Here is a 23,536-nt window from a genome sequence, read left to right as displayed (position 1 = left end):
TCCCTAATCAGTTGGAAGATTTAATTCAACAGGTTAGGGATTTTTTTATTGTTGGAAAGTTAAATTATATTAAATGTTTTAAAAACCTACTAATAGTGTAAAATATACACAAAAGAAAAGAGGAGAGGTATATGTACTGGAAAGTTTATGAAAGTAATCGTGTCCCTGAAGAAATTTTTCAGAGCTTGCAAAATACAAATGGAAAATTTAATTTGGCAGAGCGACTGATATATTTTATCAAAGAAGGTAAATATAAAGAGTATTATTTAGCAGGAATTATTGAGAATAAGGAAGTACTTGGAATAATTATTCATACACCACCGTTTCCAATACAAATTGTAATATTGAATAATGAAATGAAATTAATAGATTATATTTCAGAAAAACTTTCATCTTATTCCAATATTCAGATGGGTATTGTAGGTGATAAGGATTATACAATTAAACTAGCAGAAAAGTTATATAGTAACTGGTATGTAGCAATTCATGAGGGTGTTTATGTATGTCATAAAGTAATAAATAAATTCGATAGTGTGAAGGGGCACTCCCGAATAACTAAAAATGAAGATATCATATTGCTGAAAAAATGGTATGAAAATTTCATGCTAGAAACAGGTCTAGTAACTGAATTGAAAAATTTAAATCGTGATGAAGAAAATAATATAATTTTGAATTGGATTGAAAATGAAGCTGGACAATTATTTATTGATAAAAATAAGGCGGTATCTTTCGTTAAATATTTAGGAGTTGGGGAAATATTTGCTCATGTTGCTATGGTTTATACGCCTCATGAATACAGAGGAAATGGCTATGCAGCTAAAAATGTATCACTCTTAACAAAACGTTTATTAGAAGATTATAAATATACGACATTATATACTGATCTTGAAAATCCCACCTCCAATAAAATTTATAAACAAATAGGTTATGTGCAAGTTGGAGAATTTGTAAAAATTTTACCAAAAAATGAAATAATGAGTTAAAAACGTTTCTAAAATCATTTTAGGGGTATAACTAATACTAGCAATAGAACTTTACATAGGAGGTGCAGTTGCCAGTGAGAAGATTAAAGAATTTTTTCCTAGGCTTATTCATCATAGTAGTAGTGGGCACGCTTCTTTTTATGTACTTGGATATTAGTCAAATAACAAGCTATCAACAGGAACTATTAAAATATAATTGGTTCCAACCGACATTGATTGCTTGTGCAGGGGTTTTAATATTCTTTGGTTTATTAATGTTCTTTGCAGCATTTAAACCGACACATAAGAAACCAGGCTTACATCGTGATTATGAGGATGGGCACATATACATTACTAGAAATTCGATTGAAAAATGTGTTTATCGTACAATCCAGAAATACGACGAAGTACGACAACCAAATGTTATAGCAAAGTTGTACAATAAGAAAAATAATTCTTATGCAACGATTAAAGCAGATTTCTTTGTTGTATCTGAAACGAATGGTATTCAATCATTAACGGAAAATATGAAGAACGATATTAAGCAAAATGTTGAGCATTTTTCCGAAATACCTGTCAAAAACATTGAAATTAATGTTAGAGACCAGAAAACAAGTGATACAAGAGTTTTATAGACTAAGGATAGGAGGTTCCGGTTATGCCAAATGAAAATCAAGATCCAAATCAACTCATTAATTTTATTAAAGAGTATAAATGGAGAATTGTTGGGTTTATTGCGATGTTAATATTAGCAGTTTTATTTTTAACAATTGGTTTTTGGAAAACGGTATTGATTCTTGTCCTATGTTTAATAGGTATAGGACTAGGGTACATTAAAGACTGTACTCAGCAGTTTTTAAATTTCTTAAACCGAATAAGTTAAACTGCATTATTAAATAAATAAAGAAACTATAAATTAAATTAAACTATTTTAAGGGAGAGATTCTATTATGGCAAATTTAGACAACAATAAAGCAAAAAGTAGTTACAATGAACAAACTGGTGTAAATGATCAAGTACGTGAAAACCAACAACAACAGCAAGAACAAGTTCAAGAACAACAATTTTCAAATACATTATCATTCTCTGATGAAGTAATAGAGAAAATTGCTGGTATTGCTGCTAGAGAGGTAAGAGGTATTTTAGATATGAAAGGCGGCTTTGCTTCTAGTTTAACTGACCGTTTCACATCTGGAAATAATGTAACACAAGGTGTTTCTGTAGAAGTAGGAGAAAAACAAGCTGCTGTAGATTTAAAAGTTATTTTAGAATATGGTGAATCAGCTCCGAAAATTTTCAAAAAAGTTGCTGACTTAGTAAAAGAACAAGTTAAACATATGACTGGTCTTGAAGTTGTTGAAGTGAACATGCATGTAGATGATGTTATGAGTAAGAAAGAATATGAACAAAAAAATTCTTCAAATGAAGATGGTCAATCACAAGGTAATAACAAAGAATTACAATAATGAATAAAAAACAGGCTGGGACATATCAATGTCTCAGCCTGTGTCATGTTTGTCAGGGGCGAGACTATGAAATCTTTTTTGAAAATAAGATTTCTGTCCTGCTCCCCTTTTTTTATACTATTTTTGGTTGTTTTTTAATTGTTAAACATATCAATAAAGCGATAAAGCTAAGCGCTCCAGCTACATATAAGCTTGAAACTACATTAAAGTAAGTTACAAAAATACCACCTAATAATGAGCCAGCTCCGATACCAGCGTTTAAGCTAGACATATTCCAACTCATCGCTGCACTAGTATCTCCTTCTATTTGAGAAATAATACCTATTTGAACTGGTGGGTTAGAACCCCATTGTACGATATTCCAAACGAATACACCTATTAGAGTGATGATTAATATAGGTAAGAAAGATTGGAATATAAACATAAGTACTGTATATGTACTTAATGATATGATTAACCAGTTTTTACTACCTATAGCATCAGTAATATAACCGCCCAGTGATGTACCTAAAATTGCTCCGATTCCTGCGACTAATAGTACAAGAGAAACAATATTTAAGTTATAACCATATATAGATAATAATGGGCTAATATATGTGATAACAACATAGTTTGCAGCAAGTATTAGAAATGTGATGCTTAAATATTTGACTACTTCTAAAGGCTGTAAGATCTTATAACTATGATTTTGAGGTGTAGGCTCATCAGCATTATTTATTTTGTCACTAGAAATATTAATAGAAATTAGAATAAATGCTACTACGCCAACTAAACAAATAAATAGAAATGTCATTCTCCAACCAACAAGGTCTCCGATCTTAGTACCTAAAGGAACACCTAAAACGTTTGAAGCGCTAAAACCTGTATAAACAAGACCTATCATTTTCCCGCGCTGACTTGGTTTTGAATAAATAACAGTTAAAGCTAAAATTTTAACAACAATGATTGCAGCAGCGGCAGATGATAATACTCTCCCAATCACTAAAATTGTAAAATTAGGTGAAAATGCGATAATCCCGTTACCGATAATAAATAAAATCATGCTAATCATTAATACTAATTTAGGTGAAAAATTCTTTGTAAGCTTAACAAGTATCGGACCACTAATAGCGAATGTTAATGCATAAACAGTTACAAGTTGTCCTACAATTGCTTCTGATATATTCATATCTGCACTCATCAGTGTTAAAATACCAGCAATCATCAATTCAACCATTCCTACTACAAAAACACTCAACATAAATGTGACTAATCGTGATTTTGACATTTTATTACTCCTTCTTTTTTACATATAAACATGATTATAACAGTGTGATATGCAAAAATACAGACAAAATTTAATAACCGGACGATTGAGAATTCAACTCATAATATATGTATAAAAATATAGTAGAACATGATTAAACAAGGGTTAATATACGTGAAATATACAAATTATTGAATGATTAAAATATATTAGTGGCTTGAAATAAGACTATTTAATTATAAATAGTCTTATTTATTATATATTCTCCCGATTTTTAATGACAGCGCTTACAAAAAAATATATAATAAAAATAGGAAAGAATAGGATTGAATATTTATAAAATATTGTGTATAGTTAATCTTGCGTAAAGGAGCATACATATGAAAGAAACAAGTGTTTTAGTTGGTAGATTAAAATTTATAATATTATCGTTACTAGGAATTTATTTATTTTTAATACCTGTCTCAGTAACAGATGAGGACGGGAAGGCTTCAACAAGTCTGCCAGTAGCGTTTTTAGCTAATAAAACTTTAGAGTTTTTAGGCAATTCATCAGGATTAATTATCATGTTATTAATATCAGTATCTGCGATATTAACGATTATTTATTCTACAGTATTCAAGACTTCTACAAAACGTACTATCACGAATGAACTTTTTAATGTTAATTGGATTTGGGTAGTTATTAGAATTTTAGGAGCACTGTTTGCAATCTCGGTATATTTTAATGTCGGTCCCGGGGTTGTACTTAATGAAAATACTGGGGTAATGGTTTATAACGACTTATTACCAACATTATTAGCGGTATTTTTCTTTGCTGGATTGTTTCTACCATTATTAATGGATTTTGGTTTATTAGAATTTCTAGGCCCAATGTTTGCGCCAGTTATGAGACCATTATTTAAATTACCAGGTAGATCAACAGTTGATAATTTAGCTTCATTTATTGGAGATGGAACAGTAGGGGTTATGATTACGAGTCAACAATATGAACAAGGATTTTATACAAGACGTGAAGCGACTGTTATTGCAACAACATTTTCAGTTGTGTCAATTACATTTGCTATTGTTATTGCTCAAACGATAGGGCTTGTAGACCACTTCTTTAAATTCTATTTATCTGTAATTATAGCTTGTGTTGTAGCCGCATTTATTATGCCAAGAATATGGCCACTTAAACAAATACCGGATCAATATTCAAATGGTAGTACTGAAAAATTAAATGAAACGATTCCTAAGACACACAATCCATTAACATGGGGTTTTCAACAAGCCACTGATAAAGCAGTTGTGTCTCCAGGATTAAAACAATTTTTCATTAATGGTATAAAAACTGTATTAGATATGTGGTTGGCTGTATTGCCAGTCGTTATGGCTATCGGTACATTGGCTACAATTGTAGCAGAATATACACCGTTATTTAGTATATTAGGTGCACCGTTTGTACCATTATTAGAATTAATGCAAATACCTTATGCACATGAAGCTTCAGAAACTTTATTAATAGGGTTTGCTGATATGTTCTTACCATCATTATTAATTAGTGATGTGCCTAGTGATATGACAAGATTCATCGTCGGAGCATTGAGCATCTCGCAATTAATCTACTTATCAGAAGTAGGGGGCGTTATTTTAGGGTCTAAAATACCAGTCAGTTTAGGTAAGTTATTTATGATTTATATTATACGTACAATCATTGCATTACCTATTATTGTTATCATGGCTCATATATTCTTTTAATTAAAAGAGAGTGGCTGAGAAATCTCATTTTGGTAAAAAGATTTTGTATGCCCACCCCAGCAAGGATACCTATATAAATAAAAAGTCCGAGACATTTATAAATGTCTCGGACTTTTTATTATGAATGCTTATGCTTTATTATGCATATAAGCCTAATTATTTTTATTTAGGGTCTAGTGATGTTTCAACTTTAGCAATTGCGAGTTCAGAACCTAGCATTGGTGAATCGCTTTGTTCATTCTCGGATTTATCATCTTCAGATTTATCATCACGATTATGTGCTTGTTTAAAAGCATCACTTGTCTTCCAAGCTTCGAAGTCTTCTAAAGTTTCCCACCACATATTTACATGTAATAAATCATGTTCTTCTATATCTTGCATATTCCAAGTCTCAACTTTAATGAAACCTTTCATTTCTTGTAATGCGCCACCTTTAGTAAACATTGGTGCTAATTTTTCTGCAAAGCCTTTTTTCATTTTAATTCTATTCGTTACAACATACATCTAAATCACTCCTATTGTTTTGGTGTTGGGTTTGTAGCCCAAATTTGTGCTGTTTTCATGAAAGTTCTAGGCTGAAGTTTTAACTGAGATACAACGACATCTGCCACGTCTTCTGCATGTGTCATCGTTTCTTCTTGTAACTTAGGTTCTCCAATTAAATCTGTGAGAACAGCTGAAGGTGTTAAATAAGAAACTCTAATATTATGTTTTCTCATTTCTTGCATAATTCCTTCAGTCATTCCAATGACTGCATATTTTGTAGCAGCATAAATACTGCTTGTAGCATTAGCTTTAAGTCCTGACATTGAAGCGATATTTATAACATCTCCGCTTTTTTGTTTAACTAAATAAGGAAGAGATTCTTGTAGTACATAGTATATTCCTTTGACGTTAGTATCAAAAAGTTGGTCAAACTCTTCTTCATCTACTTCTAAAAACGGATTGTTTTTCATAACGCCAGCATTATTAATAACAATATCGATAGAACCGAGTGCATGGTGAGCATCTTCTATAAATTTTTGTACATCATTTTTGCGAGCAATATTAGCGTCTTTATAAAATATATTTACATCAAACTCTTTTAGTTCATCAGCAGTTTCTTTTAGAGTATCAAGATTCCTACTTGTGATTGCAATGTTAACACCTTCATGTGCTAAAGCAATTGCGATAGATTTACCGATTCCTCTAGAACCACCTGTGATAATGGCGTTTAAGCCAGATAAACTTCTTAACATAATTGGCATCACTCCTTAACTCTATGTTAGCACGCTATGAAAAAGTAGCATAATATTTTACCTACTTAAAAAGGAGAGATACAGAAATCTTGTTTTAAAAAAGATTTCGTCGTACCGTCCCAGTCATCTACTGCTATTACAATAAATTAGGCTGAGACAAAAATATGTCTCAGCCTGTTTATTATTTCTAAGTATTATTTAGTTAATTCGTTATAAATTTTCTTATCGGCATGTGTATATATAATGTATTCTTTATCGTCTGTATTAATAATGACACGATTTGTTTTACCAAAAGTTGAACCAATTCTTACAATGTGATCTTGGTCTTCATTAGACAATGCATGAATGTCTTGATCTTCCTTAACCTCTTTGATTTCGTCATTTGGAATAGTAATGTCAGCTACTCTCCAGTGAATATGAACTTGATTATTATCCTTTGATACTCTCATTGCCATATCTAACACATCCTTTTGTTTGATAGCTATATCATAACGTATTATGAATTCGTTTTCAATAGAAAACAGTAAAAATGTGTTACCTTTTTAAAACAATGTGTCATACTAATAAAATAAGTATTTTTATGCAATATACTGTATAACTATTTACATTGTGCAAAAAGTATTATATGATGTTATTTATAAATAAAAAGGAGTTGGTTTCATTGGGACGAAGTTATCAAAGCTAAAAGATTTATATCAGACAAGTTTTTTAAAAGAGGTTGATTTTTCTAAAGATGAGTTAGAACAACTTATTGAATTAGCTGAAGAACTAAAATTCAAGGAAAAACATCACATACCTCAACGTTTTTTAAATGGTAAACATATTGCCTTATTGTTTGAAAAACAATCAACTCGTACACGTGCAGCATTTACCGTAGCAGCTACTAAAATGGGGGCACATGTATCTTATCTCGGTAAAGAAGATTTACAACTTGGCAGAAAGGAATCAATTGAAGATACTGCAATTGTATTAGGGTCTATGTTTGATGGGATAGCCTTTAGAGGTTTTGAACAACATACAGTTGAAGATTTAGCTGAATTTTCTAACGTACCAGTTTGGAACGGTTTAACAAATGAATGGCATCCTACTCAAATGTTAGCTGATTTCTTAACTATCAAAGAATATTTTGGTACTTATGAGAATAAGACAGTTACGTTTGTAGGCGATGGACGTAATAATGTTGCTCATTCACTATTAGTTACAAGTGCAATATTAGGCGTTAATATTCATATAGTAGCGCCGGTAGAATTGCAACCAGAAGAAAGTGTACAACAACAAGCGATAGAATTAAGTGAGTTATCTGGAAGTGAAATATTGATAACAGATAACATTCAAGAAGGTGTATATGGCAGTGATGTAATTTATACAGATGTATGGTGTTCGATGGGTGAAGAAAATCAATTAGAAGCTCGTTATGAATTGTTAAAAGATTACCAAGTAAACCAACGATTAATTAATTTAACAGAACAGCCAAATACTTTATTTTTACATTGTCTACCTGCTATACATGACTTAAACACAGAAATGGGCGAACTTTGTTTTAATAAATTTGGTGTAACAAATATGGAAGTAACTGACGATGTATTCAGATCAAGTTATTCAAGAGTATTTGAACAAGCCGAAAATAGAATGCATACTATAAAAGCTATCTTAGCAGCAACATGTGGAGAATTGTATTAATAATTAAGTTTAAATAATGGATAGTATGGTTAAATAAAAAATCGTTTCGCTATTTCTAACGAAACGATTTTTCTATTTGTTTTTTATTAGTTTTCTTCTGTTTTTCTTCATTTCCATGTATTTCGAGTAACTATATATGATGATACTAATCCATATAAAAATGAAAGTAATAAATTGGTTAATATCAAAATGTTCATTTAAAAGGAATATACCTAAGAAGAACATAATGGTCGGTGCGATATATTGTAAAAATCCTGTTAAAGATAATGGGATTTTTCTTGCGCCAGCACTAAACAGTACAAGTGGAGTAGCTGTTACTACACCAGCTAATAATAACCAAGCGCTAGAAGTATTCATACCAAATGTAATGTTATTCGTTTCAGATAAATAATAGATATAAATCAATGCGGCAGGTAAAGTTACAATACATTCTATTGTAATACTACTGAAAGCATCAATATCTACTACTTTTTTAATTAGTCCATATAGAGCAAATGAGACAGCTAACAAGATGGATACTGTTGGAAATTCTCCAACTTGAAACGTCATAAATAGTACACCTATGAAAGCAAGTATAATCGCAATCCATTGTGCAATAGAAAATCGTTCGCCTAAAAATATAAAAGCAAATAATATACTGACTAATGGATTTATATAATACCCTAAACTAGCTTGTAGCACATGATGGTTATTAACAGCCCATATAAACGTACCCCAATTTAATGTAATAATATATCCGGCTGCTATGATAGCGATTAGCATTTTTTTGTTTTTGAATAACTTTGTTGTCGCATTTTTAAACATATTTAACTGTCTGGTTACTGTCAATAGTATAAGCATAAATACTACTGACCAAAGAACGCGGTGTGCAAGTATTTCAAATGGACCGATCTCGTCAACGAGATTCCAATATAAAGGCAGCACACCCCATATAGTATAGGCTAACCCAGCTAATAGTATGCCTTTTTTATTTTCTGACATAAATTAAGACTCCCAATGTGACTGAACTACTTCAGCTTGGTCGTGATAAATGTTCGATGCAATATTAGCTAAAAGTCTAGCTGTGCGATTATCTATATCGAATCTAGGTGATAATTCTGCTATGCTTATGCTCGTACTTTTATTTGAATTCGTAACTAATTGTAGAATAGTTTGTACAATTTGAGGTTGTAATCCCATAATGCAAGGAGCGCTTACAGCAGGGGCATAACTTACATCAATTGAATCTGTACACAATGTAATCATAATTTCATCATATTCTTCTATGAAAGAGCTTATAGAAGTGATTGTCTCAATTGAAAGATGACTTCTTAATTCGTCTTCAAGAATATATCGAACGCCATATTCATCAGCTCTTTCAAAAAGAGCTTTTGTATTACCATTTTTCTGAATGCCTAGAACAAAGTAGCCTACTTGATCATCTTGGTCTAATATTTGTTTAAACATTGTTCCTGAAGATGGTTGTTTATCATAATCCCTCATATCAAAATGAGCATCAATATTTATTATGCCTATTTTTTTGTCCTTATTGGCTTTTCTAACACCTAAATAGTGACCATATAGGATTTCATGACCACCGCCTACAAGTACAGTGTAATGGTTATATGGAAGAATTTGAGATAATTTGTCTCCAAGTTCAGCTTGAGCTTCCTCGAGTTTAGTTTTATGACAAACGACATTACCGTAATCTGTTAAGTGTAAATATTCGTTATGAATAGGCAAGGGACTTAATGCTTTTCTAAAATGTTTCGGTCCATCGACCGCTCCTGTTCTTCCATTATTACGAGCGACGCCTTCGTCACATTCGAAACCAATGAGAGCCATATTAATTTGATCTTCAAACTCTTTTATTGGTTCAATTGCTTCTTGCTCTAAGTTAACTGTGTCTATAATTTGATGATATCTAAAAGCAGAACGTAAAGTTTCGCTATCTGTTCTACCAGTCCATTCATCTTTGTTGACAGCTTTATACATAACAAATACCTCCTTGGGATGATACAATTATTTTTACTAATATTAGTTTATCATGTATGATATTCTTATGTTTTAATTAATGCTCAATTATTTTATAAGAAAGAAGTGTCTTTTATGAGTAGCAAGGAAAATAAAGCAAAAAGGCCCAGGAGTGATTCTATGAAATGGATATATGGTCTCTTAGCAGTTTGCTTAATGTTTCTAGTAGCATGTGATAATGAAACTTCTACGAATACAAATAAATCAAACCAAGACGAAAAAACTTCGGAAACGAACGCAAATAAGAAAAAAACAACGGAAGAAAAGACGACTGAGAAAAATAGTAGTCAAGAAACAGAAACGAACGAAAATACAAATCAGAATAATAATGAAGCTATTAATAACGAAAATGAATCATCGGAAGAAATTCCGATTGAAGAAAATGTTAATGGTGTTAAACCGAATCGTAATTCAGGGGAAAGTGAATTTGATACTGAGACTTATTCAAAAGCAAGAAATTGTTTATTGAATCAAGGTGATTCTCAAGCGGAGTGTGATGAAGTTGAAAACACAATTGAATTTACTCGAGCTTGGCAAAATTTAAGTCATGATGGGTATTTATGTAATGATGAGGGCTGTCAGTTACCTGAAGAAAATCAGGACACTAATGAAATCAATCAACAACAGTCTCCTAATGAACAGAGTAATCAATCGCGAGATAATACTCCAAGTCAGGAAACACCTTCTCCAGAAGATGACTCTAATAAACAATCTCATGAAGATTTGAATAAACAAAATAGCAATAATAACTCAGAGCAAGAACCCAAACAGTCTAATCTGCAAAATAATCAACAAAATGAAAATAAAGCAGCAAGTTAATGGTTAACCAAAAGGCGCTCGTCAATTTTGACGAGCGCCTTTTGGTGTGAAATAAGGGGGTTATTTCAACAATGGTATAGGGTTATGTTTAATATGACTTACACTGTTATTGTACCAAGTGTTATAAAGAAATCAATGAATATGTGATTTAATTCACATTATTGTCAATAAATCTTTCCTCCCGTGATTTAAATCACAACAAAGTCACAAAGTGTTCGTATACTTGTTCGCTTTATTATGTTAAAATTAATAAAGAAATTTATAGAAACGAGGAAAACTAATATGACGGGAAAAACACATCTAGCTTGCGGTATATTCATCGGGTCATCATTAAGTATTTATTATGGAGAGGATATCTTTACCTCTTTTACAATTGTCAGTTTATGTGGAGTGGCTAGTTTAGTACCAGATATTTGTCATTTTAAAAGTAATATAGGTAGAAAGCTTTTTCCTTTAAGTTTAATTATACGCACAATTTTTGGACATAGGACTTTTACACATTCATTACTATTTCTATTTTTAATATTTTGGGGGTTAAAGGCAATTGAAGCTCCTGAGCCATATTTAGTATCTATCATAATGGGGATGCTATCACATATTATTTTAGATATGCTTACACCTAGAGGCGTAAAATTATTCTATCCAATTAATATATCTGTGAAAATGCCCTTTGTATTTAGGACAGGCGGAGTAGTTGATTTAAGTCTTTCAACAGCATTTACCGCTATTACAGTGGTATTATGGTGGAAAGATATTTATAGATTATTTTTATAAAAATAAATATTTAAAAGTGAAGGGAGTGGGGTGGAAATCTCCTTATAGTAAAAAATTTCATAGTCTCCCTTGCCTATATTAAAGAAACAGTCCGAGACATTTATATATGTCCCGGACTGTTTTATAATACTTATGTTATTTACTGAATTTGTCTTTAAGATCTTTACCTTTGTCTTTGGCAAAATCTTTACCTTTTTCAGTATACTCGTCTTTGTTTTTGTCTACCTGCTCTTTACCTTTGTCAACTGCTTGATCTTTTGCGTCGTTAAATTTGTCTCCTAAACTCATAATAAAATCCTCCTTGACCTATTAGATATAGGATTATTTGTGCTATAGAATCTACACATTATATACTGTACCCATATTTTACTTCTGTAATCATTTAAATTTTAATTATTTTATGATATTTTTAGACAAATCATTCTAAAGTCGTATAATGATAATGAGTCAAATTTTGGAGGTATTATAAATGCTAGATGAAACAATCTTAAAGCAACACAGGCAAGATCACATTTTAGAATATTGTAAAATGATGAGCCAAAGCGAAAAAGAACAGCTACACATAGATATGGACAGAATAGATCTAGATGAAGTAGATAAATTATATGAAGATGTTTATGTAAATAGAAAAACGATTGAAATAGCAGATGATGTAGAACAAATTAATTATGACATTAAAGAAAACTTACCTGAAGAGAAATTAGCAGAGTACCGCTCATTAGGTTTAAGTGCAATTAAAGAAGGTAAATTTGCAGTTTTACTTATGGCTGGTGGCCAAGGCACACGTTTAGGTCATAAAGCACCTAAGGGCACTTTCTCATTTAATGATAAAAGTTTATTTGAAAGACAAGCAGAACAGTTAAATAAATTATTCGAAGAAACTGGAACACCTATTCATTGGTACATCATGACGAGTGATATTAATCATAAAGATACACTATCTTACTTTTTAGAAAATAATTATTTTGGTTATGATGAATCTTATATCCACTTTTTCAAACAAGACCATGTTGTAGCCCTATCAACAGAGGGGGAACTTGTATTAGATAAAGATAAACATATTATGCGTACCCCGAATGGAAACGGTGGCGTTTTTAAATCATTAGAAAAAGCCAATTTATTAAATGAAATGAAAGACAATGGTGTAGAATATTTATTCTTAAATAATATTGATAATGTGCTAGTTAAAGTATTAGATCCAGAATTTGCCGGTTTTATAAAAGAAAAGGATTGTGACATTACAACTAAATCAGTACAAGCATATCCAGACGAAAAAGTAGGTCGTATAGTATCTATTGATGATAAAAAACAAGTCCTTGAGTATTCAGAATTACCTGAAGGTGAGGTTAATAAATTAGAAAACGCTAATATTGGAATTCATGCCTTTAAATTAGATTTCCTAATTGAAGCGGCTTCTAAACCACTTCCTTATCACTTAGCGATTAAAAACCTTAAGCAAATAGATGAAGATTTTAGTGTAATAGAAAAAGAAACTTTAAAATTCGAATTATTTTATTTTGATATTTTCCAATATGCAAATTCATTTGCTACACTACAAGTAGATAGAAAAGAAGAGTTTAGTCCATTAAAAAATAAAGAAGGAAAAGATAGTATAGAAACAGCACAACAAGATCTAGAAGCAAATCAATTATTGTAAAAGAGGTAAGTGAATGGAACAGTCTAGTAATGCAAAATCACATCACAAAAAAGAAGGAAAAGTGAAAGAGGCCTTTAAAGATATTATGCCTCTTTCCTTTGGAGAAGAAGTGGGAAATGCAGTATCACATGGAGTACCAGCTTTTATACTGTTATTCTTTTTACCATATGCAGCAGTTGCAAGTTATATTCAAGATGGTGCACTAAAATCAACAAGTGTGTCTATTTATATTATTAGTATCATGCTTATGTTCTTATCATCAGCAGTTTATCATTCTATGTCTACTTCGTCTCCGCAGAAATATATTATGCGAATTATAGATCATAGTATGATTTACATTGCAATATGTGGAACATATACACCTATCGCGTTGTCTCTAGTAGGCGGATGGTTAGGTTGGGTCATAATGGGTGTCCAATGGGGCATAACAATATGGGGCATAGTTTATAAATCTACTGCTAAAAATGTTAATCATAAATTGAGTTTATCAATGTATTTAATAATGGGATGGATGGGTGTTCTTATGCTACCGTCTATTATTAATAAAACATCTCTTCTATTTATGTTATTTATACTTTTCGGTGGTATTAGTTACACAATTGGTGCATGGTTCTATGCACAAAAAGATAAAAAGTATTTCCACATGATTTGGCATTTCTTTATATTGATTGCGTCCATATTTCATTTCATTGCAATAATGTACTTTATGTAGGAGGAAAGTCATGAATTACCGTTTGTATTATATTGTTTTGACAATTATTATAATGATTCAATGCTATTTCTTTTATTACTTTGTATTTAGTGATGGTAGAGCAAGCGGTTTACAATTCATGGGTGTCATTTCCCTTATATTTGGTCTTTGTTTATTTTATGTCATGATTTTATTGATCAAGCATCAAAAAAGAAATAACCAACAAAAATTTAATGAACATATAAAAACCGACGAAGATAGACGATTAAAATAAAATATAAAATATTAATGAAAAGGTCTGAGGCATAAAAATTGTCTCAGACTCTTTTTTCTCATATTGGCAGTAGCTGACTGGAAAAGCGCTTATATTAAACTTTTTCAAACCTAGTCATCCTTGCCGGAGCGGGATTACGGAATCTTTTAAGAAAATAAGAATTCTGTCCTGCTCTCCTTTCTTATTTTTCATTAACTTTTAAAAAAATGGGTAAAACATATATATAAGCTATTTTTGAAATAGAAGGGGGCTTTAAAGATGACAAAAGAAAGAAAATACGAAGCGTTCCATCGAGAGGTACTTAATGAAAATGAAGAAAAACAAGGCGAGCAAGTAGAAGAAAGATTTGGTCACGAGAATATCGATCAGGCGGATGATAAATATGTAGATATGTCTCAAGATGAAATTCAAAGCAAAAATGAGATAGAAAATGACTTGTTTAAACAACTGGATGAAATTGTTGATAATGGAGCTACTTTAGAAAGACAGCAAAAAGCAACAGAATTACACAAAGAATGGTTAACATATAGCTGGCCGACTTATACAGAAGAAAGACATCTTGAAATGGTAGAGATGTATGATGAAGATGCAAGATTTAGAGAGTATTTTGGGGAAGAAAGATCAAGAGTGCTTATCACAGCTGTTAGGCATGTACTAGAAAATTAAACAAACTTAAACCAATTAATAAACTTGATTACTTGGTGTTCAGCTTTTAAAAAGCTTTTAACTATGCTGAACGCCAAGAATGATTGTTATTTTAATTGGTTTATTATTTTTATCGGTGTATTTTTTGAGCTTTAATATGTAGAATTAGCGTAAGAGCAATTTTACAAGGAGATGGATATGATGAAAAAGCTTTTCAAAAATGGCACAGTCTATACAATGATAAATCCTGATGATACATATAAAGGCGTAATTGTTAATCAGAACAAGGTTGAAAAAGTTTTGGACCAAGATGATTTAAATCGAATAAATGAAAAAGAATACGAAGTTATTGATTTAAAAGGCGAAACAATGTTTCCAGGGTTTGTGGAAACGCATATCCATGTGATGGGAACTGGAGTATGGTTGTCTTCCGTAATTTTAAATGGAGAAACGAATATTGAAGAAATTAAAAATAAAATAAAATTAAAAGCTAAAGAATTATCTGAAGGTGAATGGCTTGTTGCTGAAGGCTATGATGAAAATTTACTTGATGGTATACGTTTGAATAAACATGATTTAGATGAACTATGTAAAGACAATCCTGTTATCGTAAAACGTGTATGTAGACATGCTGCTTTTGTTAATTCTAAAGCTTTAGAATTATTAAATGTTGATCATCATATTCAAAATCCTGAAGGTGGATCATATGAAAAAGTAAACGGCGAGTTAACGGGTTGGATATACGATACTGCAATGGAATCTTTTGAAGAACTTTCCATGACTGAAGATGAAAAATCTTTAACTAGACATTTAACAAATGCTGTTGATTATTTATATCAATTTGGCGTGACTGGCGCACATACTGAAGATTTAGGTTATTATAATGATTATAAAGATGTATTAAACGCATATAAAACAGTTATAGGAGATAAACAACATCAAAAACCATTTAAAGTTAGACTGTTAAGACATTTTAGTGTGTATGAACAAATGATACAAGATGGTGCTACATTTGTAGAAAATTGGCTAGAGCCAGACGCGATGAAGTTTTACGCTGATGGGGCATTCGGTGGGAGTACAGCATTAATGAAAGAACCTTACTCGAACGATCCGAGCGGGGAAAATTATGGTCTAGCTATTTATACACCGGAAGCTCTAGATGAGAAAGTAAAACTTGCAAGAAAGCACAATGGTGCTATAGCTGTTCACATGATAGGAGATAGGGCTTGCGAAATGGTATTGGATGCGATAGAAAACAATCCAGTTCCAAACGGCTTAAGAGACCGTTTAATCCATATTAGTACGTTAAATGAAGAATTATTAGAACGTGTTTCAAAATTACCTGTTATATGTGACGTTCAACCACAATTTATAACAAGCGATTTTCCATGGGTTGAAGACAAAGTAGGTTCAGAAAGAGCGAGGTATTTATATCCATTTAAATCAATGTTGGAACGTAATATTATAATAGGTGGAGGTTCAGATGCTCCGATAGAAATACCTAATCCAATTTTAGGGATTCATGCTGCTGTTAATAGACAATCATATGGACAAGATGGTGCATATTTTATTGAGGAGGCTTTACCTGTTTTTGATGCAATTGGTCTTTATACAACTCAGGCGAGTAAGATAGCTCAAACTACTGAGAAAACTGGGTTAATTAAAGCAGGTTATGAAGCGGACTTCACAGTATTAAATAAAAATCCATTTGAAATCGATAAAAAAGAATTAGCTACAATTCAGGCAACAAAAACAGTTGTAAATGGGGAAATTGTATATGAAAGAGAGTAAATTATGACTAAAAATAAAGGCATTGTATTAGCGCTTGTATTAATCATGTTTATGAGCGCTATTGAAACATCTATTGTTTCTTTGGCTACACCAACGATGCAAAAAGATTTTGGTATTGGTACAGAAGTAGCACTGATATTTACTGTTTATTTAATGGCAGTTGTATTCATGACGCCAATAGTTGGTGAGTTAGTAAAGAGAATAAATATTAAGTATGTTGTTTTACTAGGTATCTCCACCTTTATTATAGGTAGTATACTTTGTGGACTTACAGAAATAACGCAAAGTTTTACACTTTTAGTTTTTTCTAGAATTATTCAAGGTATGGGAGCAGGTGTGATGATGACACTTAGCCAAGTCGTTCCTAAACTTGCTTTCCCTATACCTAGAAGATATAAAGTGATGGGAATAGTAGGAAGTGTTTGGGGTATTTCTAGTATTGTAGGACCATTACTTGGTGGCGCAATATTAGAATCCTTAAACTGGAGTTTCTTATTCTATATCAATATTCCAATCGCTCTTATTTCAATGTGGCTTGTTATTAAGTATTTTAATTTTGAACAAGATACAATTGAAAAAACGAGATTAGATTATAAAGGCTTAATTGTATTCTATGGAGCTGTTGCTAGTTTCTTGTGTATTGTTTCTGAACAAGTTCCTTCTATAGTAAGAATACTAAGTATTGTTACTTTAATTGTTTTTATATTTTTACTATTTAAAGTTGAAAAGAAAGTTAAAAATCCATTTGTTCCGATAGCATCTATTAATAAGAAAATAATACTCGTACTATTTACAGATTTGATTTATTCAACAATGCTGATGGGATACACTATATTTATGCCTATTTACCTACAAAATGAACAAGACTTTACGCCATTGCAAAGTGGACTACTCATTTTCCCTATGTCTGTAGGTTGGCTAATTATTACTTTTGTTTTAGGTAAATTAGATAAGTTGGCTTTGAAATTTATTTATATGTTAGCATTCTTAGCAATGTTTGTAGGGGCGTTTGCCATCTTAACAGGTGTTGAAATGATTGCGATTATACCTTTTGCTGTATTTGTAATGGGAACTTCATTTGGAACGGTATATACAAAAGATGTCGTAATTGTTCAAGAAGAGTCACCACCTCAACATTTAGGTTCAATGATGTCTATTTATACATTGTTCAAAACAATCGGAAGTACAACAGGTTCATTAATTGTTGTATCTATATTTGCATTAAACGTCCCGTTTTTAGCATATGGTATTCAAAATATTATGTTATACATCATGTTAATTGTAGTGATATTAACATTTGTATGGGCGATTATTTTTAAAGAAGTTAAAAGTTAGATTTAATTTGTATGTAAACATATTTAAAAGGAGTAGCGCTTTATGAGAAGAAAAAACAAACGCTTTGATATTTTTCATTTGCTAGCGATACTAGCTATCGTAGGTATATTTACTATATCTGGTGCAATATTTATCGTGCTACTTTCCTTTGGTATGTTTGGATTAAGCAGAATACTTATATATTATGGTTTAGCAGAGTTTAATTATAATAAAAGCATGATTGACAATTTAATTTATTACGGCAGTTATATACTATTCGGATATTTCACTTTAGTAGCCATTGAATTGTTGCTAGATAGGTTTAAAACAAAATTAAATGATAACCCTTATTTTAAAGGTATGACATTCCACTTATTAACGATATCGGTGAGCACCGTTATGTTTTATTTTTGCGTTCATATTTACTATTCTCAAATTAAAATTGATTTTTGGGTGATTTTGATCATAATCACGATTCTGTACATCTGTACTGAAATATTCTATCCAGAAAGTAAAAATTTAAATAAATAGAACGTTTATTTTGATTTCCGAAATAAATTAGTGCATAATAGCTAAGGTATATTTAGAAGGAGATGAAACCATGGACGTTCAGGATATTTCAAAAGGTAAAAGAAATTTAGTTGTCGCTGTCATGTTAGTCAGTGCTTTTGTGGCTATTTTAAACCAAACTTTATTAAACACAGCGATACCTGAAATCATGGTGCATTTAAATATTGATGCTAACCAAGGGCAATGGTTAATGACAGGATTCATGCTAGTCAATGGTGTTATGATACCTGCCACTGCATTTTTAATGGACAAATTTAATACGAGACCACTTTATTTAATGGCGATGCTATCGTTTACGATAGGTACGCTAGTTGCTGCTTTAGCACCTACTTTTAGTGTTTTAATGTTAGCAAGAGTACTTCAAGCGATGGGCGCAGGCGTTATGATGCCACTTATGCAATTCGTACTATTCAATTTATTCCCTAAAGAAAAACGTGGTTTTGCAATGGGGATGGCAGGTCTTGTTATTTCATTCGCACCTGCAATAGGACCAACTTTATCAGGTTACTTAGTTGATAATTTTAGTTGGAGAAGTCCGTTTTATTCAATCATTCCATTTGCAGTAGTAGCATTGAGTTTTGGAGCGAAATATTTAACTAATATTTCTAAACCAAAAGATGTTCATTTAGATGTACCATCAATTATATTATCAACAGTAGGGTTTGGTGCCCTCTTATATGGATTTAGTAGTGCAGGATCGATGGGCTTTTCATCACTAACTGTTATTGTTTCATTAATAATAGGTATAGTGACAATCGTAATATTCTTAACAAGACAATTAAAATTAACAAATCCATTATTAAATATCAGAGTGTTTAAATATAAAACATTCGCTTTAACTACAGTTATTAGTGTATTTACTATGATATCTTTAATAGGACCATCATTATTAATGCCAATGTATATGCAAGATGCTAGAGGATATTCAGCGCTCATTTCCGGTTTATTATTATTACCTGGGGCAATTATTACTGGTGTAATGTCGCTTGTAACAGGTAGATTATTCGATAAATATGGTGCTAAATGGTTAGCGATAACAGGTTTTACAATTATAACGATTACAACGTTTATGCTGGCATTTATGAGTACAGACACTTCATTAGTATATTTAATTGTAGTATATACTATTAGAATGTTCGGCGTATCGATGATAATGATGCCTGTAAATACAGCTGGTTTAAATGCAATACCAAACGACTTATTATCACATGGTACTGCTATGATGAATACATTACGTACAATTTCTGGTTCGATCGGTACAGGTATATTAGTAACAATCATGTCAATTGGTGCTAAAAACTTTAACCCATCAAAAGAACAATTTGAAGCGGCAAGTGCAGGAAATAAAGCTGAGATATTGCAATCTCAAGCAATGATACACGGTATTAATACTGCATTCCTAGTATTAACTGTAATTGTATTTTTTGGTATAGTACTTTCTATGTTTATAAAAACAGAGAACAAACACCAAAATACAAGAATTCCAAATCATTCAAATTAAATTTAAAAGAAGCAGGCTGAGACATTTGATTAATGTCTCGCCTGCTTTTTTTTGAACAATAAACTAACAATTAATCTATATTTTTTGTTACACTGAATATGATACGAATAGATTAACAAGAAGAAGGGAAGTAGTAGCATTGTTATCTGTAGAACAGGTTAAAGAATTAGTAGGGGAGTTACACGACCCGATAGTAGACGTACCAATTAAAGAAACTGGTGGAATTGTAGAAGTTAGCGTTAAAGAAGAAAAAGAACATATTAGTGTCAAAATAGCGATTGCCAAGATGGGTGGACAACCGCAACTTGATTTACAAATGGAAATTGTAGACCTATTAAAAGACAACGGTGCTAAAACTGTTGGAATACGTTTCGATGAATTATCTGAAGAAACATTAGAAAAATTCAAAGGAATAATGGAAGAACAAACAATAGAAGGATTATTATCTAAAGATAATCCAGTTGAATTTATAGCAGTAGCTTCTGGTAAAGGTGGAGTTGGTAAATCAACTATTGCCGTAAACTTAGCAGTATCATTAGCAAGACAAGGAAAAAAAGTTGGTCTTGTAGACGCAGACATTTATGGTTTTAGTGTACCTGATATGATGGGTATTCAGGAAAAACCTGAAGTAGAAGGTGAGCATATCATACCTGTAGAAAGAGAAGGCGTTAAAGTTATTTCTATGGCTTTCTTTGTTGAAGAAAACGCACCTGTAATTTGGAGAGGTCCAATGCTAGGTAAAATGATTACTAGTTTCTTCACAGAAGTCAAATGGGGAGAATTAGATTATTTAATCTTAGATTTACCTCCAGGCACAGGCGATGTGGCGCTCGATGTGCATACGATGTTACCTTCTAGTAAGGAAATAATAGTGACAACACCTCATCCAACCGCAGCATTTGTTGCAGCAAGAGCTGGAGCTATGGCTAAACATACTGAACATACAATACTAGGTGTCATAGAAAATATGTCATATTTCCAAAGTAAAGAAACTGGAAATAAGGAATATGTGTTTGGTAAAGGTGGCGGTGCTAAATTAGCACAAGAGTTACAAACGCCATTATTAGGTGAATTACCGTTGAGTCAACCAGAATGGAATGAAGAGAATTTCTCTCCTTCTATATATGGTTCTCATGAACCACTAGGCAAAATTTATGATCAAATAGCTGAAAATGTTATTGATATTACAACGGAATCATAATACGGAGGTAAGTTAGTGACTCTTAAATATTTAATACAATTTTATAGGAATACTCTGTTAATCGGTGTAATTGTTACATATATATCTTCATTGATATTTGGATATGATAAAGTAACTAAATATTTAGTCGCTGGAGAAGTTGGCGAATTTGTAGCAGCATCGATATGGTTTGTTGTTGTAGGCTTACTGGTTGCAACAATAAGTCAGCTAGCATATTTTATTTATTTGTTTATCAATCAGTTAGGTATAGGTATATTTGGTAAGATATGGCCACATGTACAAATCGTTGTAACTGTATTTGCGATTTTTGACCTCGTTTATTTTAGATTTTTAAGATTTGGTGGCACGGATCAAATTATTTCATTCATATGGTTACCTATTGTTGTAATTATTTTTGCAATTATTACAAGTAATATCAAAAATAAACAATCTAAAAAAAACTTATGGATTCCTTCTATGTTCTTTATGATAGTTATGACAACTGTAGAATTAATTCCATTTTTAAGAGTTGAGGATACTAGTTGGATTTATTTAACGATATTTGGACTTTTATTATGTAATTCATATCAATTAATAATGTTACCCAAATATAATGAACTATCTTTGGAAGAAAGAAAAAAGAAAGAAAAAATTAAAGGTACAAGTACCAAAAAGACGAAATAGAGAAGAAAAACACAAATTTATGGATGATTTACAATCCGAATTTGTGTTTTTTAATTTTTTGTAAAAATTTTAAGGAATATCGTTGACTTTTTATTAGCCACTTGATATTATATAAAAGTCGCCGAAAACGACAGGCGAAACACACAAAACAATAAATAAAGTTTTTATTGAAAGTGTAAAATTGACTCTTGTTAAGACGTTGTAAATGCGATATATTTATAAACGTGTTAAAAAATAGTTAAGAAAAATAAGTTGAAAACAATCTTTGTTTTTAGTACAATATTGTTTGAACATTTATTTAAATGAACATTGAAAACTGAATGACAATATGTCAACGTTAATTCCAATAATTGAGTACTGAAAGTACTTCAAAGAGTGATTGGCTTAACCAATCAACAAGAGCTAATCAAGCTTACTTCTTTTATGGAGAGTTTGATCCTGGCTCAGGATGAACGCTGGCGGCGTGCCTAATACATGCAAGTCGAGCGAACAGATGAGAAGCTTGCTTCTCTGATGTTAGCGGCGGACGGGTGAGTAACACGTGGGTAACCTACCTATAAGACTGGGATAACTCCGGGAAACCGGGGCTAATACCGGATAATATATTGAACCGCATGGTTCAATGTTGAAAGACGGTTTCGGCTGTCACTTATAGATGGACCCGCGCCGTATTAGCTAGTTGGTAAGGTAACGGCTTACCAAGGCAACGATACGTAGCCGACCTGAGAGGGTGATCGGCCACACTGGAACTGAGACACGGTCCAGACTCCTACGGGAGGCAGCAGTAGGGAATCTTCCGCAATGGGCGAAAGCCTGACGGAGCAACGCCGCGTGAGTGATGAAGGTCTTAGGATCGTAAAACTCTGTTGTTAGGGAAGAACAAATTTGTTAGTAACTGAACAAGTCTTGACGGTACCTAACCAGAAAGCCACGGCTAACTACGTGCCAGCAGCCGCGGTAATACGTAGGTGGCAAGCGTTATCCGGAATTATTGGGCGTAAAGCGCGCGTAGGCGGTTTCTTAAGTCTGATGTGAAAGCCCACGGCTCAACCGTGGAGGGTCATTGGAAACTGGGGAACTTGAGTGCAGAAGAGGAGAGTGGAATTCCATGTGTAGCGGTGAAATGCGCAGAGATATGGAGGAACACCAGTGGCGAAGGCGGCTCTCTGGTCTGTAACTGACGCTGATGTGCGAAAGCGTGGGGATCAAACAGGATTAGATACCCTGGTAGTCCACGCCGTAAACGATGAGTGCTAAGTGTTAGGGGGTTTCCGCCCCTTAGTGCTGCAGCT

25 protein-coding genes and 1 rRNA gene are annotated in these 23,536 nt (G+C 32.2%); 19 read left to right on the top strand and 7 right to left on the bottom strand.

Annotated features, from left to right (window positions below):
• Nucleotides 1-131: 131 nt before the first annotated feature.
• The 4 genes from ACO6VN_RS09350 to ACO6VN_RS09335 all read left to right on the top strand — a co-directional run bounded on the left by ACO6VN_RS09350 (nucleotide 132) and on the right by ACO6VN_RS09335 (nucleotide 2,428).
• A complete protein-coding gene (locus tag ACO6VN_RS09350; RefSeq protein WP_422404573.1) occupies nucleotides 132-983 on the top strand; it encodes a GNAT family N-acetyltransferase in 852 nt (283 codons plus the stop codon).
• A gap of 74 nt (nucleotides 984-1,057) precedes the next feature.
• Nucleotides 1,058-1,597, top strand: coding sequence for an alkaline shock response membrane anchor protein AmaP (gene amaP, locus ACO6VN_RS09345; protein WP_064211668.1), 540 nt, complete (start codon nucleotides 1,058-1,060; stop codon nucleotides 1,595-1,597).
• Nucleotides 1,598-1,620: 23 nt separating this feature from the next.
• Nucleotides 1,621-1,845 (top strand): DUF2273 domain-containing protein, encoded by a 225-nt coding sequence (locus tag ACO6VN_RS09340; protein ID WP_017001187.1) that lies wholly within the window; start codon nucleotides 1,621-1,623, stop codon nucleotides 1,843-1,845.
• 67 nt (nucleotides 1,846-1,912) lie between these two features.
• The gene (locus ACO6VN_RS09335) at nucleotides 1,913-2,428 is read left to right on the top strand and encodes an Asp23/Gls24 family envelope stress response protein (protein ID WP_017001188.1); all 516 of its coding nucleotides are present in this window, start codon (nucleotides 1,913-1,915) and stop codon (nucleotides 2,426-2,428) included.
• Nucleotides 2,429-2,540: 112 nt separating this feature from the next.
• Here the strand turns inward: ACO6VN_RS09335 and ACO6VN_RS09330 are convergent, their stop codons facing one another.
• Nucleotides 2,541-3,695 carry an MFS transporter gene (locus tag ACO6VN_RS09330; RefSeq protein ID WP_194200568.1) on the bottom strand — a complete coding sequence of 385 codons (1,155 nt, stop codon included), beginning with the start codon at nucleotides 3,693-3,695 and terminating at the stop codon, nucleotides 2,541-2,543.
• A gap of 359 nt (nucleotides 3,696-4,054) precedes the next feature.
• On the opposite strand from ACO6VN_RS09330, the gene ACO6VN_RS09325 reads away from it, so the two are divergent.
• Nucleotides 4,055-5,413, top strand: coding sequence for a YjiH family protein (locus ACO6VN_RS09325; protein WP_194200569.1), 1,359 nt, complete (start codon nucleotides 4,055-4,057; stop codon nucleotides 5,411-5,413).
• A 162-nt stretch (nucleotides 5,414-5,575) separates the two neighbouring features.
• Here ACO6VN_RS09325 and ACO6VN_RS09320 read toward each other — a convergent pair whose 3' ends face one another.
• From ACO6VN_RS09320 to ACO6VN_RS09310, 3 genes are all read right to left on the bottom strand, one after another.
• Complete coding sequence (locus tag ACO6VN_RS09320; RefSeq protein WP_194200570.1) at nucleotides 5,576-5,917, bottom strand: heme oxygenase; 342 nt, start codon at nucleotides 5,915-5,917, stop codon at nucleotides 5,576-5,578.
• Between the two features lie 11 nt (nucleotides 5,918-5,928).
• Entirely contained in the window at nucleotides 5,929-6,651 is a 723-nt protein-coding gene (locus ACO6VN_RS09315; RefSeq protein ID WP_422404572.1) for an SDR family NAD(P)-dependent oxidoreductase, read from the bottom strand.
• Nucleotides 6,652-6,845: 194 nt separating this feature from the next.
• Nucleotides 6,846-7,106, bottom strand: coding sequence for a hypothetical protein (locus tag ACO6VN_RS09310; RefSeq protein ID WP_194200571.1), 261 nt, complete (start codon nucleotides 7,104-7,106; stop codon nucleotides 6,846-6,848).
• A 205-nt stretch (nucleotides 7,107-7,311) separates the two neighbouring features.
• On the opposite strand from ACO6VN_RS09310, the gene argF reads away from it, so the two are divergent.
• A complete protein-coding gene (gene argF / locus ACO6VN_RS09305; protein ID WP_216683926.1) occupies nucleotides 7,312-8,331 on the top strand; it encodes an ornithine carbamoyltransferase in 1,020 nt (339 codons plus the stop codon).
• A gap of 72 nt (nucleotides 8,332-8,403) precedes the next feature.
• Here argF and rarD read toward each other — a convergent pair whose 3' ends face one another.
• Nucleotides 8,404-9,312 carry an EamA family transporter RarD gene (gene rarD, locus ACO6VN_RS09300; protein WP_016998972.1) on the bottom strand — a complete coding sequence of 303 codons (909 nt, stop codon included), beginning with the start codon at nucleotides 9,310-9,312 and terminating at the stop codon, nucleotides 8,404-8,406.
• 3 nt (nucleotides 9,313-9,315) lie between these two features.
• On the bottom strand, nucleotides 9,316-10,305 hold the full coding sequence (gene hutG / locus ACO6VN_RS09295; RefSeq protein ID WP_194200572.1) for a formimidoylglutamase: 990 nt from the start codon (nucleotides 10,303-10,305) through the stop codon (nucleotides 9,316-9,318).
• A 159-nt stretch (nucleotides 10,306-10,464) separates the two neighbouring features.
• Here hutG and ACO6VN_RS09290 point away from each other — a divergent pair, with 159 nt between their 5' ends.
• Both ACO6VN_RS09290 and ACO6VN_RS09285 read left to right on the top strand, forming a co-directional pair.
• Nucleotides 10,465-11,163, top strand: coding sequence for a hypothetical protein (locus ACO6VN_RS09290; protein ID WP_422404571.1), 699 nt, complete (start codon nucleotides 10,465-10,467; stop codon nucleotides 11,161-11,163).
• Nucleotides 11,164-11,445: 282 nt separating this feature from the next.
• Nucleotides 11,446-11,937, top strand: coding sequence for a metal-dependent hydrolase (locus ACO6VN_RS09285; protein WP_016998975.1), 492 nt, complete (start codon nucleotides 11,446-11,448; stop codon nucleotides 11,935-11,937).
• A 135-nt stretch (nucleotides 11,938-12,072) separates the two neighbouring features.
• On the opposite strand, the gene ACO6VN_RS09280 is transcribed toward ACO6VN_RS09285, so the two are convergent.
• Entirely contained in the window at nucleotides 12,073-12,225 is a 153-nt protein-coding gene (locus ACO6VN_RS09280) for a hypothetical protein (RefSeq protein WP_016998976.1), read from the bottom strand.
• Between the two features lie 181 nt (nucleotides 12,226-12,406).
• On the opposite strand from ACO6VN_RS09280, the gene ACO6VN_RS09275 reads away from it, so the two are divergent.
• The 11 genes from ACO6VN_RS09275 to ACO6VN_RS09225 all read left to right on the top strand — a co-directional run.
• Entirely contained in the window at nucleotides 12,407-13,594 is a 1,188-nt protein-coding gene (locus tag ACO6VN_RS09275; protein WP_194200574.1) for a UTP--glucose-1-phosphate uridylyltransferase, read from the top strand.
• A gap of 13 nt (nucleotides 13,595-13,607) precedes the next feature.
• Nucleotides 13,608-14,306, top strand: coding sequence for a PAQR family membrane homeostasis protein TrhA (trhA, locus tag ACO6VN_RS09270; RefSeq protein WP_016998978.1), 699 nt, complete (start codon nucleotides 13,608-13,610; stop codon nucleotides 14,304-14,306).
• Between the two features lie 10 nt (nucleotides 14,307-14,316).
• Nucleotides 14,317-14,559, top strand: a complete 243-nt coding sequence (locus tag ACO6VN_RS09265) for a hypothetical protein (protein WP_194200575.1) — start codon at nucleotides 14,317-14,319, stop codon at nucleotides 14,557-14,559.
• Between the two features lie 258 nt (nucleotides 14,560-14,817).
• The gene (locus ACO6VN_RS09260) at nucleotides 14,818-15,225 is read left to right on the top strand and encodes a TipAS antibiotic-recognition domain-containing protein (protein ID WP_016998980.1); all 408 of its coding nucleotides are present in this window, start codon (nucleotides 14,818-14,820) and stop codon (nucleotides 15,223-15,225) included.
• Between the two features lie 180 nt (nucleotides 15,226-15,405).
• The gene (locus tag ACO6VN_RS09255) at nucleotides 15,406-16,995 is read left to right on the top strand and encodes an amidohydrolase (RefSeq protein WP_194200576.1); all 1,590 of its coding nucleotides are present in this window, start codon (nucleotides 15,406-15,408) and stop codon (nucleotides 16,993-16,995) included.
• Nucleotides 16,996-16,998: 3 nt separating this feature from the next.
• On the top strand, nucleotides 16,999-18,330 hold the full coding sequence (gene sdrM, locus ACO6VN_RS09250) for a multidrug efflux MFS transporter SdrM (RefSeq protein ID WP_194200577.1): 1,332 nt from the start codon (nucleotides 16,999-17,001) through the stop codon (nucleotides 18,328-18,330).
• A 42-nt stretch (nucleotides 18,331-18,372) separates the two neighbouring features.
• The gene (locus ACO6VN_RS09245; protein WP_016998983.1) at nucleotides 18,373-18,840 is read left to right on the top strand and encodes a SepA family multidrug efflux transporter; all 468 of its coding nucleotides are present in this window, start codon (nucleotides 18,373-18,375) and stop codon (nucleotides 18,838-18,840) included.
• Between the two features lie 70 nt (nucleotides 18,841-18,910).
• Entirely contained in the window at nucleotides 18,911-20,380 is a 1,470-nt protein-coding gene (locus tag ACO6VN_RS09240) for an MDR family MFS transporter (RefSeq protein ID WP_194200578.1), read from the top strand.
• A 139-nt stretch (nucleotides 20,381-20,519) separates the two neighbouring features.
• Nucleotides 20,520-21,581 carry an Mrp/NBP35 family ATP-binding protein gene (locus ACO6VN_RS09235; protein ID WP_016998985.1) on the top strand — a complete coding sequence of 354 codons (1,062 nt, stop codon included), beginning with the start codon at nucleotides 20,520-20,522 and terminating at the stop codon, nucleotides 21,579-21,581.
• A 15-nt stretch (nucleotides 21,582-21,596) separates the two neighbouring features.
• Entirely contained in the window at nucleotides 21,597-22,244 is a 648-nt protein-coding gene (locus ACO6VN_RS09230) for a KinB-signaling pathway activation protein (RefSeq protein WP_135022045.1), read from the top strand.
• A 420-nt stretch (nucleotides 22,245-22,664) separates the two neighbouring features.
• Nucleotides 22,665-23,536, top strand: a 16S ribosomal RNA gene (locus ACO6VN_RS09225); the annotation flags it as partial.

Source organism: Mammaliicoccus sp. JADD-157, assembly GCF_049310805.1.
In the GTDB taxonomy this organism is placed as follows: domain Bacteria; phylum Bacillota; class Bacilli; order Staphylococcales; family Staphylococcaceae; genus Mammaliicoccus; species Mammaliicoccus lentus.
This window is presented reverse-complemented; position numbering and strand designations above follow the sequence as displayed.